Origin of the sequence: Pseudomonas sp. KnCO4 (assembly GCF_045344305.1) — a bacterium.
GTDB classification, from domain to species: domain Bacteria; phylum Pseudomonadota; class Gammaproteobacteria; order Pseudomonadales; family Pseudomonadaceae; genus Aquipseudomonas; species Aquipseudomonas anuradhapurensis.
In genome coordinates this window covers 2,423,263-2,437,028 of record NZ_CP174199.1, presented here as the reverse complement: position 1 = coordinate 2,437,028, position 13,766 = coordinate 2,423,263, and the positions used below count along the sequence as shown (strand labels likewise).

The 13,766-nt window shown below is 64.7% G+C and carries 16 protein-coding genes; 10 read left to right on the top strand and 6 right to left on the bottom strand.

Features of this window, described 5'->3' with window-relative positions:
* Positions 1–12: 12 nt before the first annotated feature.
* The gene (locus ACJA3S_RS11535; RefSeq protein ID WP_406821929.1) at positions 13–438 is read left to right on the top strand and encodes a potassium channel family protein; all 426 of its coding nucleotides are present in this window, start codon (positions 13–15) and stop codon (positions 436–438) included.
* A gap of 100 nt (positions 439–538) precedes the next feature.
* On the opposite strand, the gene ACJA3S_RS11530 is transcribed toward ACJA3S_RS11535, so the two are convergent.
* The 3 genes from ACJA3S_RS11530 to ACJA3S_RS11520 are packed head-to-tail and all read right to left on the bottom strand — an operon-like array spanning position 539 to position 3,487.
* On the bottom strand, positions 539–1,147 hold the full coding sequence (locus ACJA3S_RS11530; RefSeq protein ID WP_406822240.1) for a hypothetical protein: 609 nt from the start codon (positions 1,145–1,147) through the stop codon (positions 539–541).
* Positions 1,148–1,202: 55 nt separating this feature from the next.
* Positions 1,203–2,570: an MBL fold metallo-hydrolase RNA specificity domain-containing protein gene (locus tag ACJA3S_RS11525; RefSeq protein WP_406821928.1), complete on the bottom strand. Its 1,368-nt coding sequence runs from the start codon at positions 2,568–2,570 to the stop codon at positions 1,203–1,205.
* Positions 2,561–3,487 (bottom strand): universal stress protein, encoded by a 927-nt coding sequence (locus ACJA3S_RS11520; RefSeq protein ID WP_406821927.1) that lies wholly within the window; start codon positions 3,485–3,487, stop codon positions 2,561–2,563. The genes ACJA3S_RS11525 and ACJA3S_RS11520 overlap by 10 nt, the downstream gene beginning before the upstream one ends.
* Positions 3,488–3,671: 184 nt before the next feature.
* On the opposite strand from ACJA3S_RS11520, the gene ACJA3S_RS11515 reads away from it, so the two are divergent.
* Positions 3,672–4,220: an N-acetyltransferase family protein gene (locus tag ACJA3S_RS11515; RefSeq protein WP_406821926.1), complete on the top strand. Its 549-nt coding sequence runs from the start codon at positions 3,672–3,674 to the stop codon at positions 4,218–4,220.
* Positions 4,221–4,246: 26 nt separating this feature from the next.
* Here ACJA3S_RS11515 and ACJA3S_RS11510 read toward each other — a convergent pair whose 3' ends face one another.
* On the bottom strand, positions 4,247–5,173 hold the full coding sequence (locus ACJA3S_RS11510) for a universal stress protein (RefSeq protein WP_406821925.1): 927 nt from the start codon (positions 5,171–5,173) through the stop codon (positions 4,247–4,249).
* A gap of 221 nt (positions 5,174–5,394) precedes the next feature.
* Positions 5,395–5,619 carry a hypothetical protein gene (locus tag ACJA3S_RS11505; RefSeq protein ID WP_406821924.1) on the bottom strand — a complete coding sequence of 75 codons (225 nt, stop codon included), beginning with the start codon at positions 5,617–5,619 and terminating at the stop codon, positions 5,395–5,397.
* Between the two features lie 32 nt (positions 5,620–5,651).
* Between ACJA3S_RS11505 and ACJA3S_RS11500 the strand changes: the two genes are divergently transcribed.
* Entirely contained in the window at positions 5,652–6,473 is an 822-nt protein-coding gene (locus tag ACJA3S_RS11500; RefSeq protein ID WP_406822239.1) for a helix-turn-helix domain-containing protein, read from the top strand.
* Positions 6,458–7,699 (top strand): MgtC/SapB family protein, encoded by a 1,242-nt coding sequence (locus tag ACJA3S_RS11495; RefSeq protein ID WP_406821923.1) that lies wholly within the window; start codon positions 6,458–6,460, stop codon positions 7,697–7,699. Before ACJA3S_RS11500 ends, ACJA3S_RS11495 begins: the two co-directional genes overlap by 16 nt.
* A 28-nt stretch (positions 7,700–7,727) precedes the next feature.
* Here ACJA3S_RS11495 and ACJA3S_RS11490 read toward each other — a convergent pair whose 3' ends face one another.
* On the bottom strand, positions 7,728–8,615 hold the full coding sequence (locus tag ACJA3S_RS11490) for a MerR family transcriptional regulator (protein WP_406821922.1): 888 nt from the start codon (positions 8,613–8,615) through the stop codon (positions 7,728–7,730).
* Between the two features lie 147 nt (positions 8,616–8,762).
* Between ACJA3S_RS11490 and ACJA3S_RS11485 the strand changes: the two genes are divergently transcribed.
* The 6 genes from ACJA3S_RS11485 to ACJA3S_RS11460 all read left to right on the top strand — a co-directional run bounded on the left by ACJA3S_RS11485 (position 8,763) and on the right by ACJA3S_RS11460 (position 13,766).
* Positions 8,763–9,209 carry a PAS domain S-box protein gene (locus tag ACJA3S_RS11485; RefSeq protein WP_406821921.1) on the top strand — a complete coding sequence of 149 codons (447 nt, stop codon included), beginning with the start codon at positions 8,763–8,765 and terminating at the stop codon, positions 9,207–9,209.
* 104 nt (positions 9,210–9,313) lie between these two features.
* Positions 9,314–9,736, top strand: coding sequence for a nuclear transport factor 2 family protein (locus ACJA3S_RS11480; RefSeq protein ID WP_170029605.1), 423 nt, complete (start codon positions 9,314–9,316; stop codon positions 9,734–9,736).
* The gene (locus ACJA3S_RS11475; protein WP_406821920.1) at positions 9,733–10,485 is read left to right on the top strand and encodes an SDR family NAD(P)-dependent oxidoreductase; all 753 of its coding nucleotides are present in this window, start codon (positions 9,733–9,735) and stop codon (positions 10,483–10,485) included. Before ACJA3S_RS11480 ends, ACJA3S_RS11475 begins: the two co-directional genes overlap by 4 nt.
* Before the next feature lie 5 nt (positions 10,486–10,490).
* Positions 10,491–11,738 (top strand): NAD(P)/FAD-dependent oxidoreductase, encoded by a 1,248-nt coding sequence (locus ACJA3S_RS11470; RefSeq protein ID WP_406821919.1) that lies wholly within the window; start codon positions 10,491–10,493, stop codon positions 11,736–11,738.
* On the top strand, positions 11,735–12,544 hold the full coding sequence (locus ACJA3S_RS11465; RefSeq protein WP_406821918.1) for a DUF1365 domain-containing protein: 810 nt from the start codon (positions 11,735–11,737) through the stop codon (positions 12,542–12,544). Before ACJA3S_RS11470 ends, ACJA3S_RS11465 begins: the two co-directional genes overlap by 4 nt.
* On the top strand, positions 12,519–13,766 hold the full coding sequence (locus tag ACJA3S_RS11460) for a class I SAM-dependent methyltransferase (protein WP_406821917.1): 1,248 nt from the start codon (positions 12,519–12,521) through the stop codon (positions 13,764–13,766). The genes ACJA3S_RS11465 and ACJA3S_RS11460 overlap by 26 nt, the downstream gene beginning before the upstream one ends.

The window sequence follows — 13,766 nt, the reverse complement described above, 5'->3', positions numbered from 1 at the left end:
AGGGTAACTGCAATGCTGACCGTCACCTTGATCAACATGCTGGTGGTGATTGTGGTGGTGATCATTCACTACGAATGCCTGCTGCGCCTGAACGACTGGCTCCCGCGGCTCAAGCTGTGGAGCCGGTTTCGCATAGTGGTAGGGGTATTCGGCGCGCTGCTGGCGCATGCCCTGGAGGTGTGGTGCTTCGCAGTGGTCTACTACCTGATGAACCATGCCGAGGGCTGGGGCCGGCTCAGCGGCAACTTCGACGGCAGTCTGCTGGATTGTGTGTACTTTTCCTTCACCACCTACACCACGATAGGCTTCGGCGATATTGCCCCTACCGGCCACCTCAAATACCTCACTGGCCTGCAGGCGTTGACGGGCCTGGTGCTGATCACCTGGACCGCCTCGTTCCTGTTCCTGGAAATGCAGAAGTACTGGAAAGCCAAGTAGAACTTGGGGCGGTGGTGAAGCGTCCGTGCTTCTTAAGAGGATTGACCGTCAGTCACGTGCTGCTGTCGATCGGGACCAAGGGTCAAGTGCTCCGTGGTGGTCATGGCGTGGTCGCCTGAGCCTCTTCGGGCAGCAGGTCGAACTGCGCCAGGCAGCGTTGCTCGTCATCGGCAGTCAGCGCCTGCAAGCCGGCCACTTCCTGCAGGGGGGTTCCAAGCACGGCCAGGCGCAGCACCCCGTTGCGCTGCAAGAACGCCTGCGCCAGGCACGTGCACACCGGTTTGCCGACCAGCGCGGCAAGCTTCTCATCCTCGGGTATGTCCACCTGAGCCTGCAGATTGGCTGCGCAGCTGTCGACGATGCGCGCCGCCGCGTTCCCCGCCAACCACAAGGTCCCCGCGCCCAGCAACACCAGGAGCAACAGCATCGCCAACAGGATGTTCGACTCCCGGGTTACCGAGCGAAGGAAGGCCAGCCTGGCCTGCCAGCCCGTTGCCTGGCCAGCGAATATGGCCTTGCCCACCGTGCGTTTGACGCCCCGCTGCACCGCCCAGCCCAGCGTCACGCTCAACGCCAGCAAGGCCAGCAATACCGCGGGGTCGCGCATCGGCAGGCGCCAGCTCGGGCTGACTGCACGATAGGCGGACGCCGCCACCAGTAGAGCGACGATGGCCACGATCCAACCCAGGCTGCCTCTGGGCCGGTGCATCCAGGCCCGCAGTTTCGCCCTCGCTTGCGTATTCATGCATACCTCCCACACCGGGCTAGCGCACCGGGTCGATGGCAACGGTTTCCTGGTAATCGGGCACACACACCTGCCAACCCAGCTCAAGGCAGATCCGCCGTCGCAATGTGTCGGCGGCATGCGGTTCGCCATGAATGACGTAGGTCTGCCGCGGCGGCCGAGTGAAGCCACGCAACCATTCGATGATCTCGTCGGCATCGGCGTGTGCGGAGAGGGTGTCCATGGCATATACCTGCGCCCGGATGGGCACATCCTCGCCCTGCAGGCGCACGCTGTGGGCACCGGCAACGATATCGGCACCGCGCGTGCCGCCGGCCTGGAAGCCCGAGAACAGGATGCTGTTGCGTGGGTTGGGTGCCAGCGCCTTGAGATGGTGCAATACCCGCCCACCGGTCGCCATGCCACTGGCGGCGATGATCACGGCAGGCTCGCGCAACTGGTCCAGATGCCTGGATTCATCCACCGTACGGACGATATGCGTGCCCTTGCACATCGCGGCGCACTCGGCCAGGGTCAGCCGATGCTCGCTACGGAACTGCTGATACAGCACAGTGGCGTCGGTGGCCATGGGGCTGTTCAGGTACACCGGTATATCCGGGATCAGCCGGTCGCGCTTGAGCTTGTACAGGTAGTACATGAGCAACTGGGCACGGCCAACGGCAAACGACGGCACCAGGGTGATGCCATGGCGCAGGAGCGTCTGGTTGATGATCTTGGCCAGATACGCCTCGGTCGACTCGGCGGGATGCTTGCGATCACCATAGGTGGATTCCACCAGCAGCACGTCCGCCGTCCTGACCAGCTCCGGCTCGCGCATGATCGGGTCCTGCGGGCGCCCCAGGTCGCCGGAAAACAGCAAGGTCTGCCCGTCGGCATGGATCTGCACGGTGGCCGCGCCGAGGATATGCCCGGCAGTGCGCAACAGCAGCTCCATGCCCTCGGCAATCACCATTGGGTGGTGCAGTTCGACCGGGCGAAACAGTGCCAGGGCGCGTTTCGCATCCTCCTCGGTGTATAGCGGGCGTGCCGGGGTATGCTTGGAGTAGCCGTGGCGATTGGCGTGTTCAGCCTGCTCTTCCTGCAAGCGGGCGCTGTCGAGCAGGAGGATTTCCGCCAGGGCACAGGTCGCCGGGGTGGCATAGATCGGCCCGCTGTAGCCTTCGCGCGCCAGTACTGGCAGGTAGCCGCTGTGGTCGAGGTGGGCATGGGTCAGCACCACCGCATCGAGCGCCCGCAAGGCCGGAGGCAGCGGCTCCCAGTTGCGCAGGCGCAGCTGCTTGTAGCCCTGGAACAGCCCGCAGTCGACCAGTATCCGGGTACTGTCACGGGTCAACAGGAACTTGCTGCCGGTCACGGTGCCGGTGCCCCCCAGAAAAGTCAGTTGCATGGCGAGGGCTCCCAGGTTTCGGCCACCACAGGATGAACCGCAAGCACACTGCACGGCGGACGGCCGACGATGCGTTCGGTGGTGTCACCCAGCAGTTTGTCCAGCCCCTTGGGCTGCACCACCCCCATCACCACCGCATCGATATCGAGGGCGGCCACCTGTTCACGGATGACCTGCACCGGGCCACCTTCGATGAAGTGCCGGCGGTCCGCTGCGACCCCTTCGGCATCGGCCAGCTCCGCGAACGGTTGCTGCAGCGCCTCGCGCATTTCATCGATCCAGGCCTGGGTGACATTCATGTCCGAAGCGAATACCCCGGCCAGGTTGTACGCCGACAGCAGGTGCAATTGCGCGTCGCACTGCAAGGCCAGGGCCTGGGCTGCACGGATCAGCCCCCGGTTGAAAAGTTCCTGGATGGCCGGCGTCTCGCTGAACGCGGTGTCCACGGCGACCAGGATACGTTGCGGCAACGACACCGCCGCCGCCGGCACGAACTGGGTGACGCCCTTGCAACCGCGCATCAACGCACAGTCCAGCGGGGTGCTGAACAAACGGACCAGGGTCGCTGCAGCCTCGCTGTCCTTGATGACCATGTCGGGCTGCAGTTCGTTGATGTAATCGATGGCCTGGCTGCGGATGTCGTCGGCCTGCAGGCTATCGACGGTCAGCGCGACGCCACTGTTGCGGTGCCGCTCGACCAGGGCCGCCAGGCACTCGCGATAGGCTTCGTACTGGCGCTTGATGTCAGCCTCGTTCAGCCGCTCTTCGCGCAGCAAATGTTCCTCGCTCGGCTCGAACAAGCCCAGCACGTGCACGCTGGCGCCGCTGACATGCGCCAGGGCCAGGCCCCTGCGCAACGCCGCGGAATGCGGATCGACCTCGGTGAGCAGCACCAGCAGTTGTCGATATTGACCCATGGCGAACCTCCGGGCTTGCGCGGCTGGGGGGTGATGCAGGAAATCTTCCGGCCACCGGCCTGATGCCGCTTGATGCAGATCAGAAAACCGCCACCCGGCCGGAACTTGACGATTGTCAGAACCGCACCGGCGCCTGGCGTTACAACAGCAACACCAGGCAAACATCAGCCAACCGGGAGGCGACATGAACGGGCAGCCAACTGAACAGCCCCAAGCGTGCGAGCACTGGGTCGAAAAGCTCGCGGACGGTACGCCAGTGCTGATCCGCCCACTGCGCGAGGAAGACCACGCAAGGGACAAGCGCTTTCTCAGCAGCATCGCCTATGAAACCCGTCGGTTCCGCTTCATCGCCGGGTTGAGCGGCGGCCTGCCGAGCCTGGACCCGCTGCGGATGCCGGTTGATTACCACCAGCGCATGGCCTACATCGCACTGGCGCATGTCGAGGGCAAACTGGTCCAGGTCGGTGTCAGCCGCTATGCCGGCATACCTGGCAGCCAACAGTGCGAATGTGCGGTCGCGGTCGATCAAGCCTGGCAGCGCAAAGGCCTCGGCAGGCGCCTGATGACACACCTGATCGACGCGGCACGCAGCAATGGTTACCAGTGCATGGTGTCCCGGGACCTGGCGAACAACTACGCCATGCACCGGCTGACCAAGGCGCTGGGCTTCAGCTCACGCTACCTGGGTGGCGACGTCAGCGAGATCCTCCACGAGCTTGACCTGCGCAGTTGAAAACAAGGCCCTTGCGGGCCTTGGTGCTACCCCTGGGAACGCTCCGGCGAGATCACCAGCACGCTGCTGGACAGCCGGTGCAGGACCCGCTCGGCGGTACTGCCGATGAACCAGCCGATACCATGGTGGTGGTAACTGCCCATGACCAGCACATCGATGTCATTGTTGTCCATGAACACGGCCAGGGCCTTGGCCGGGTCACCTATGCGCATATGCCGGTGTTCGGCGCCGATCCCGTTGCGTTCGGCAAGCGCCTGGAACGCATCGCTCTGTACTTCGTGCAGGGTCTGGGCAAGGTTCGATTCGAACAGGAAGGAATGCTCGCGGCTACCGCCGGCGTCCACGTACATGGCGCCCAGGTCGTAGACATACAACAATTCGACCTGCGCATTGCACTGCAAGGCCAGCTTCAACGCTTCGCCGATGATCTGGTCATTGAAGCCTTCAAACTGGTCTTCCGGCCTGGACAGGTCAACCGCTGCAAGGATCTTGCGCGGCAGCGCATTGCTGGCCTTGTGCACCAGGTGCAGCGGGATGCGGGTTTCGCGCAGCAGCTGGATATCCAGCGAAGTGAACATGGCGCGCATCCACCAGGGCTCATGTTCGAATGCCTTGATCAGCATGGCAAAGGGTTGTTCGCGCAAATGCACGAGTATTTCCTTCAACGGGTGCTGTACCCACACCACTTCCGTGGTAACCGTGACCCCGTTGCGACGCATCGGTAGCGCCTGGGTCTCCAGCCACTCACGGTGTTGCTGGACATAGCCCTCGCGCATCACAGCCAGTGCCTGGTCGTTGACCAGGCCTGCCGTGGCCAGCCCTTCCAGGTAGTCGAAAGCGACGATGTGAAGCGCCATCCCCTTGGCCTTGGCCAGCGCTGCGGCACGGTCATAGACCGGCGTCCTGCGCATCAGCGGGGAGGCAATCAGCAGCAGTCTTTGCGGGGTTTCCATGGCACACCTCTGCGGTTGCGGTACGTACCTGGAGCATCGGCCAACCGCGCCTGGCGGACTTGATGTTTGTCAACCACAGCCCACTGCAGACAGACGGCATTGGCCACGGCACGCAAACTTGATGCGGATCAATACTCCGGCGCTTTGATGGCGCACGCTGTCTTCATATCCGCCCAGGGCCATACCCCGCTGTCGGCAGGGACGCCTTCGTGTTGCATCAGTCAGCAGTCGTCTAGCTCATGCATGCTTTGGAGGCTCCAATGAAGGTTTGCGTCGAGAACGATACCGAACAACAACGCTGGTGGGTTTGCATAGACGATTGCCGGGTGAGTTTCAGAACGGCTGCCGAAGCCGAGCAGTTTGCCGAGCGGCTCACGACCCGCCTCAATGCCCCCCACTCCCTTGACATGCTGGCCGCTGCGCAGCCTTTGCGCGCAGCGAAGCATACCGACCTCCGATGCACGACGAGGCTCTGAACATGACCGGCCAGTTGAAAGTCACGTTGCTCGACCCGCCAGCCCCGTTGCATGCGGCAAACCCTATCCACCTGAAACCGCTGGTGTCCCTGTGCAAGGACTGCCGTGTCAGCGGCCTGTGCCTGCCCACCGGCCTGCCCGTTCTCGACCACAGCTGCCTGGGCGCATTGATAGGCCCACGCATGCGCGTTCGCAAAGGCGCAGCGTTGTTCAATGCCAACGACCCGCTGACCATGCTCTATGCGGTGCGCTGCGGCAGTTTCAAGACCAGCCTGAACAGCGTCGAAGGCCAGGGCGTGGTGATCAACTTCTGGATGCCGGGTGACGTGCTCGGCCTCGATGCGATTGCTACCGAGCACCATGTCTGTGACGCCATTGCCCTGGAAGACAGCGAAGTCTGCCCGGTGCCCTATCGCCGCCTGCAAACCCTGGCGCGAGAGTTTCCGGTGCTGCAGCAAAGCCTGAACCGCTTGATGAGCCGGGAGATCGTGCGTGAGCACCAGCGCGTGCTGATGCTGTGCAACCTCACCGCCGAACAGCGGCTGGCGAGCTTCCTGGTCGGGCTGTCGCAGCGCTTTGTCAGCCGTGGCTACTCGGCACATGGCTTCATGTTGCGCATGTCCCGCGAGGACATGGCCTCGTACCTTGGCCTGCGCCTGGAAACCGTCTGCCGTTCGGTTGCCCGCCTGCGCGCGCTGGGCATCGTCAACCTGCATGGACGGCTGGTGGAAATTCTCGATCCGGCGGCGCTGATGGCCCTGGAGCAAGGCGGCGCTGATGCCGCGCACAAGGACGCCACGAACGCGCCATGCTCGACACCCTGACCGTCAGCCACGGCGCCGTAGCGCTGGGCATCGGCATGCTGGTCGGGCTAGAACGCGAACGCAAGAAAGGCCGCAACGAAGACCACGCTGCCGCCGGGCTGCGGACCTTCGCCATCACCGCCCTGCTGGGCTATGTCAGCATGCTGCTGGCCGGGGCGATGCTGGTCGGGGTGGCGAGCCTGGGCCTGGTGCTGATGCTGTGCATGCACTACCGCAAACATGCCGACAAGGACCCGGAGGTCACCAGCGAGATCGCCCTGCTGCTGGTGCTGACCCTGGGCGCGCTCAGCCTCGAGCAGCCTGAACTGGCCACCGCAGCCGGCGTGGTGCTGACCGTGCTGCTGGCCCTGCAGCGGGAACTTCATCATTTTGTGCTGCAGCAACTGAGCGAACAGGAACTGCGCGACGGCCTGATGTTGCTGACGGTGGCCCTGGTGGTGCTGCCGTTGACACCCGACCGGTTCCTGGGGCCATACCACGTGCTCAACCCGCGCACCATCTGCACGCTGGTGGTGCTGCTGATGACGGTCGGTGCCGTGGGCCATGTCGCCATGCGCCTGATGGGGCCTCGCTACGGCTTGCCCCTGAGCGCAATCGCTTCGGGCTTTGCCTCGGGCTCGGCGACCATTGCCCTGCTGGCGCACGAAGCCCGGCGCCAGGAAGTTGCCGTCCGCGCCCTGGCGGCGGCGGCGGTGCTGTCCAACCTCGCCAGCATTACCCAGTTCGCCCTGGTGCTGTTCATCATCGACCCTCAGCTGGTGCGCCCGTTCGCCACCTCCATCGGGCTCGGTGCATTGGTTACCGTGGTGTATGGCGTACTGCTGCTGGCCCCCTGGCGTGCCGCGCCAGGCGGGGCCGCGGCGCATCAGGGCGACGGTGCCTTCAGCCTCTGGACCGCCCTGATCATTACCGTCGCCCTGACCGGCGTTGTGCTGTTCTCGGCGTTTCTGCTGGATCATCTCGGCCAAGGCGGCGTCAGCATCGCGGCGTTCGTCAGCGGCTTGGGCGATGCCCATGCGGCCATTGCGTCGGTGGCCTCACTGGTGCTGGCCGGGCGGCTGGAGATGGCCGATCTGGTGGTGCCGGGCATGATGGCCCTGACCGGGAACACCTTGACCAAATGCGTTTTGGCGCTCAGCAATGGCGGCTTGCGCTTTGCCCGTTATCTGCTTCCGGCCCAGGCGATCATACTTGGCGCGATGTGGCTAGGGCTGCTCATGCGCTGACCGCCGCAGCTTGCCGGCGCGCTGCCAGTCACACATCCAGCCCGCCTCTGAGCAAGGCGCCGAGCACCGATGCCACATCCCCCCCCTGGGTATCGAGCAGGCACACGGGCGCGCCGTCGAGGAACGCCTGCGACAGCACCGGCCCCTCGCCGGCCAGGGCCAGCGGGCAGGCGATCTCCATCTGCAGCCAGCGCAGGCGCTTGGCCAGTGCGGCATTCAGCGGCCCTTGCATCGCCACCACGAGCGCCGCCGGTTGCACCGCCGCGCACACCAGTGCCACCTCCTCCAGTGGCAGAGGCCCCCCCAGGACCTCGATGCGTTGCTGCTCGCCACTGAGCAGCAGTGCCGTACCCAGCAGTGCCAGCTCCGCCTGTTCGTCGCCAGCCACCAGCAGCACCCGCTGGGCAGCGGCCTGATTCAGCTGCAGGCGCAGCAGCAGCCGCGCGCGCAGGAAAAAATCGACAAACAACCATTGGCTGCGAGCACCCGGCGCGTTGCTGCTGCGCAGTTGCTGCCACACCGGCAGCAACACCTGGCTGAGCACGGCCGTTTTCGGCAGCAGGGTGAACAGCTGCCCGTGCAGCGCTTCCAGCGCCTGTACATCGTAAGCCGCAGCGGCCCGCGCCAGCGCCGCGCGCCAATCGGCGAACTGCTCATCGCCCTGCCGGCACTCGACAGGCTGCCGTTCGAGCAACGCGCCCACCTTGCTGATCGGCAGGCCATTGGCGGTCCAGCGCAGGATATCGCGGATCCGCTGTACATCGCCGGGCGTGTACAGGCGATGGCCGCCTTCGGTGCGATGCGGCTGGATCAGCCCATGGCGGCGCTCCCAGGCACGCAAGGTAACCGGGTTGATGCCTGTCAGGCTGACCACGTCACGCATGGGCAGCAAATCGGTGGAGGTCGTTTCAGTCATACCGGGGTTCGTCCGCAAGGTGCGCCCATTCTAGCCTCATCCTCCCCTTCTGCGGCGAGCCAGTATGGGCCATCATGTGGAAAACGCGCCGCCTGCCCTGACGGGCCAGGCGACACATAGGCAAAACATACTCCCGGGTGGGCTTGAATGATCAACGCAAAGCTCCTGCAACTGATGGTCGACAACTCCAACGACGGCATCGTCGTCGCCGAACAGGAAGGCAGCGACAGCATCCTTATCTACGTCAACCCCGCGTTCGAACGGCTGACCGGCTATCGCAGCGACGACATCCTGTACCAGGATTGTCGTTTTCTGCAGGGCGCTGACCACGATCAGGTGGCCCTGGAACGCATTCGCCAAGCGATCCGTGAGGGCCGCCCTTGCTGCCAGGTGCTACGCAACTACCGCAAGGACGGCAGCCTGTTCTGGAACGAGCTGTCCATCACGCCGGTGCACAACGACGCCGATGAACTGACCTACTACATCGGCATCCAGCGCGATGTGACGGTGCAGATGCAGGCCGAACAGCGGGTGCGTGAGCTGGAGGCGGAAGTCGCGGCGTTGCGCCAGCAGCTCGCCGTACAGAAATCCTGAACAAATAATTGTACAAGACCGTTGCGCTTGTACAATTTTAGCCATAGGCTTCAGTCATACCTGTACAAATCAGGTGATTTGTATAGCTTTAACTGGAGCTGCACATGTCCGTCTACCTTCAGCGGTTCGCCGAGCGTTTCGCCTGCCTTCAGCGCGACAACCTGCACCTCCTCGGCGAGTTATATGACGATTCGGTCACCTTCCGCGATCCCCTGCACCATATCGAGGGGCTCGATGCGTTACGCGCCTATTTCGGCCAGTTGTATGCCAATGCGCACGATATCAGCTACAGCTTCGCCGGCTACGACGAGGTGCAGCCAGGCCAGGGCTACCTGCGTTGGCGCTTGCGCTTCTGCCACCCGCGGCTGAAAGGCGGCGAGCCCGTCAGCCTGCAAGGTTGCAGCTTTTTGCAATGGCGCGAACGGGTGTTCAGCCACCAGGACTACTTCGACGCCGGCGCGCTGCTGTATGAACACGTTCCGCTCCTCGGCGGCGCAGTTCGCTGGTTGAAAGGGCGGCTGGCATGAGCCGGTGCTGGTTGACCGGCGCAAGTAGCGGTATCGGCGCCGCGCTTGCCGAGCAACTGCTCGAACAAGGCCACCAGGTCGCCGTGGGCGGGCGCCATGCCGAGCGCCTGGCGCCCTTGGCGCAACGTTTCCCCGAACAGGTACTGCTGGCCGTCGGCGATCTCGATGACCCGCGCCAGGTCGAGCAGATCGCCACCCGGATCAACCAGGCCTGGGGCGGCCTTGACATTGCCATCCTCAATGCCGGTACCTGCGAGTACCTGGAGCCGGGGCACTTCGACCCGGCCCTGATCGAACGGGTGCTGCGCACCAACCTGCTGGCTACCAGCCATTGCCTGGCGGCCGCCCTGCCCTTGCTGCGCGCCGGCAGCCACCCCCATCTGGTGGTGGTAGGCAGCTCGGTGACCTGGCTGGCCCTGCCACGGGCCGGCGCCTACGGTGCCTCCAAGGCAGCCTTGCGCTACCTGGTGGAATCACTGCGTATCGACCTGCTCGATGAAGGCATCGACGTCACCCTGGTCAGCCCGGGGTTCGTCGATACACCACTGACCCGGCGCAACGATTTCCCGATGCCGCAAATGTGGACAGCCGCCCGCGCGGCACGCTTCATCGTCAGCCGCCTGCCGCAGCGGCCATTGGAAATCAGTTTCCCGCGCGCCTTCATCCTGCTGCTGCGGTTGCTCGGCAGTTTGCCGGCGCGCCTGCGCCTGGCCATCGGCCTGCGCCTGGCCCGCAGGCAGGAAGGGTGAAGCCTATGCGTATCGCGATCATTGGCAGCGGCATTTCCGGCCTGACCTGCGCCTACCTGCTGTCACGCCGGCATCAGGTCACGGTGTTCGAGGCCGACAACTGGATTGGCGGGCATACCCACACGGTCGATGTCAGCTGTGGCGGTAGCAGCTATGCCATCGACACCGGTTTCATCGTCTTCAACGACTGGACCTACCCGCACTTCATCCGCCTGCTCGACCGCCTCGGGGTCGCCTCGCAGCCGACCGAAATGAGCTTCTCGGTGCACGACCCGGCGAGCGGCCTGGCCTACAACGGGCACAGCCTGAACACCTTGTTCGCGCAACGGCGCAACCTGCTGTCGGTGGGCTTCTGGGGCATGCTCAGGGATATCCTGCGCTTCAACCGCGAAGCCTTGGCCGACCTCGACGGCCAGCGCCAGCAGGCCCACGCCACCCTCGGTGAGTACCTGCATGCCGGGGGCTACGGCGAGCGCTTCATCGAGCACTACATCATCCCCATGGGCGCGGCGATCTGGTCGATGTCGCGCACCGACATGCTCGCCTTTCCGCTGGCGTTTTTCGTGCGCTTCTGCCGCAACCACGGTTTGCTGTCGGTCAACCAGCGCCCGCAGTGGCGGGTCATCCAGGGGGGCTCGCGCAGTTACGTGGAACCACTGTGCAAACCCTTCGCCGACCAGCTACGCCTGGCGTGCAAGGTCTACCGGGTGGTACGCGACGACGGCGGGGTGACCCTGCACAGTGCTGCCGGCACCGAGCGCTTCGACAGTGTCGTGTTCGCCTGCCACAGCGACCAGGCGCTGGCCTTGCTGGAAGCGCCGAGCATCCTCGAGCGCAAGGTGCTCGCGGCTATCCGCTATGCCAGCAACGACGTGGTGCTGCATACCGATACTCGCCTGTTGCCGCCCATCAAGGCCGCCTGGGCCAGTTGGAACTATCGCCTGGGCGGGCCCGCCCAGGCGCCGGCGGCGCTGACCTACAACATGAACATCCTGCAAGGCCTGCAGGCGCCGGCAACCTTCTGCGTCAGCCTCAACCAGACCGCGCTGATAGACCCCATGCAGATCCTTGCCCGCTTCCAGTATGCCCACCCGCAATACAGCCTGGCGGCGACTGCAGCACAAGCACGCCACGCCGAGCTGCAGGGCCATATGCACAGCTACTACTGTGGCGCCTACTGGGGCAACGGCTTCCATGAAGACGGCGTGGCAAGCGCCTTGAAAGTCGCCGAGCGGTTCGGAGAAACACTGTGAACAGCAAGCTTTGCCACGGCTGGGTCAGTCATCGCCGGCTGCTGCCACGCGCGCATGCGTTTCGCTACCGCATCGGCATGTTCGACCTCGACCTCGACGACACCACCAGGCTGCCGGAGCTATCGCCCTGGCTCGGGCGCTGGCGCCTGGCACCGCTGTGCTGGCGCGAGACCGATTACCTGCCAGGCCTGACCCGCCAGGGGCTGAGCCTGGCCGATGCCGCCCGCCATTTGGTCGGCCTGGCTACCGGGCAGGCGCCCAGCGGCCCGGTTCGCCTGCTGACCCAGCTGCGCTGCTGGGGGTTGTCGTTCAACCCGGTGAGCTTCTACTTCTGCCACGACGCCGAGGGACACCTGGTGGCCATCCTGCTGGAGGTACGCAACACGCCCTGGCACGAACGCTTCCATTACGTACTGCCGGTGCAGGCTGGCCTCGACCGGCCCTACCGCATGGCCAAGGCCTTCCATGTGTCACCGTTCCTGCCGCTGGCCATGGACTACCGCCTGCGCTTCCACCTGGATGCCGAACAGGTGCGCCTGCACATGGAAAACTGGCACGCCGGGCGCAAGGTGTTCGAAGCCGACCTGGCGCTACGCCGCCAGCCACTCGATAGCCGGTCGTTGCACCGCCACATCCTGGCATTCCCGTGGATGAGCCTGCGGACCTTGTCGGCCATCTACTGGCAGGCATTGCGCCTGCTGTTCAAACGTACCCCTGTCCATGACCACGCTGCCAGCCAGGGCAACCTGGCCGTCGGCCAACCCTGTGAGGATCCTGAGCATGCACAATCCCAGCGTGAGCGTTAGCAAGTCCGCCAGACCGGTCCCGTGGCTGGGCGGCCTGGTGCTCGCTCAGCTCGGCAAGCTGCGCCACGGCTACCTGCGAGTGAGCCACGCTGGCCAGCAATGGTGTTTCGGCAGCGCCGACAGCGCCTTGCAGGCCGAACTGGAAATTGTCGACGACAGAGCCTGGCGCCTGATTGCCTGCAACGGCTCGATCGGTGCCGGCGAGGCATACATCCACGGCTACTGGCGCAGCCCTGACCTGGCCGCCGTGACGCGCCTGTTCGTGGCCAACCTCGAAGTGCTCGACGCCATGGAAAGCGGGCTTGCCCGCTTGGGGCGGCCGGCGCTGCGGCTGCTGCATTGGCTCAACCGCAACAGCCGACGCGGGGCCAAGCGCAATATCCTGGCGCATTACGACCTGGGCAACGCCCTGTTCGAACAGCTGCTCGACCCGACCATGATGTACTCGGCAGCGATGTTCGAGCATGAGGGGCAAAGCCTCGAGCAGGCCCAGTTGAACAAGCTGGAGCACATCTGCCAGAAACTCCGCCTGCACCCCGGCGATCACTTGATCGAGATCGGTTGTGGCTGGGGCAGCCTGGCCATTCACGCCGCCACCCGGCATGGCTGCCGGGTGACCACCACGACGCTGTCGGAAGCCCAATATGCGTATACCCGCCAGCGCGTGGAGGCGCTGGGCCTGGCGCAGCGTGTGACCGTGCTACGCGAGGACTACCGCGACCTGCGCGGCACGTTCGACAAACTGGTGTCGATCGAAATGATCGAGGCCGTCGGCCACCGCTACCTGCCCGACTACTTCAACCAATGTGCCCGGCTGCTCAAGCCGGACGGCCTGATGCTGCTGCAGGCCATCACCATCCGCGATCAACGCTACCACCAGGCCCGCCGCTCGGTGGACTTCATCCAGCGCTATATCTTCCCCGGCGGGGCCTTGCCCTCGTTGACCGTGCTGCTGCACAACGCCACCCGGCACACGCCGCTGAACCTGGTGCACCTGCAGGATTTCGGCCTTGACTACGCGCGCACACTGCGGCATTGGCACGACAACCTGCGCCAGGCGCGCAGCGCGCTGACCGCCTTGGGCTATGACGACGCGTTCCAGCGCCTCTGGGCGTTCTACCTGTGTTATTGCCAGGGCGGTTTCGAGGAGCGTGCGATCGGCGTGGCGCAACTGTTGCTGGCCGCGCCCAAAGCCTTGCGCGCCCCGCTGCCCGAGCAGTGA

Coding starts and splice junctions, on each gene's coding strand:
- ACJA3S_RS11535 (WP_406821929.1), top strand. CDS start 13: ATGCTGACCGTCACCTTGATCAACATGCTGGTGGTGATTGTGGTGGTG.
- ACJA3S_RS11530 (WP_406822240.1), bottom strand. CDS start 1,147: ATGCACCGGCCCAGAGGCAGCCTGGGTTGGATCGTGGCCATCGTCGCT.
- ACJA3S_RS11525 (WP_406821928.1), bottom strand. CDS start 2,570: ATGCAACTGACTTTTCTGGGGGGCACCGGCACCGTGACCGGCAGCAAG.
- ACJA3S_RS11520 (WP_406821927.1), bottom strand. CDS start 3,487: ATGGGTCAATATCGACAACTGCTGGTGCTGCTCACCGAGGTCGATCCG.
- ACJA3S_RS11515 (WP_406821926.1), top strand. CDS start 3,672: ATGAACGGGCAGCCAACTGAACAGCCCCAAGCGTGCGAGCACTGGGTC.
- ACJA3S_RS11510 (WP_406821925.1), bottom strand. CDS start 5,173: ATGGAAACCCCGCAAAGACTGCTGCTGATTGCCTCCCCGCTGATGCGC.
- ACJA3S_RS11505 (WP_406821924.1), bottom strand. CDS start 5,619: ATGCTTCGCTGCGCGCAAAGGCTGCGCAGCGGCCAGCATGTCAAGGGA.
- ACJA3S_RS11500 (WP_406822239.1), top strand. CDS start 5,652: ATGACCGGCCAGTTGAAAGTCACGTTGCTCGACCCGCCAGCCCCGTTG.
- ACJA3S_RS11495 (WP_406821923.1), top strand. CDS start 6,458: ATGCTCGACACCCTGACCGTCAGCCACGGCGCCGTAGCGCTGGGCATC.
- ACJA3S_RS11490 (WP_406821922.1), bottom strand. CDS start 8,615: ATGACTGAAACGACCTCCACCGATTTGCTGCCCATGCGTGACGTGGTC.
- ACJA3S_RS11485 (WP_406821921.1), top strand. CDS start 8,763: ATGATCAACGCAAAGCTCCTGCAACTGATGGTCGACAACTCCAACGAC.
- ACJA3S_RS11480 (WP_170029605.1), top strand. CDS start 9,314: ATGTCCGTCTACCTTCAGCGGTTCGCCGAGCGTTTCGCCTGCCTTCAG.
- ACJA3S_RS11475 (WP_406821920.1), top strand. CDS start 9,733: ATGAGCCGGTGCTGGTTGACCGGCGCAAGTAGCGGTATCGGCGCCGCG.
- ACJA3S_RS11470 (WP_406821919.1), top strand. CDS start 10,491: ATGCGTATCGCGATCATTGGCAGCGGCATTTCCGGCCTGACCTGCGCC.
- ACJA3S_RS11460 (WP_406821917.1), top strand. CDS start 12,519: ATGCACAATCCCAGCGTGAGCGTTAGCAAGTCCGCCAGACCGGTCCCG.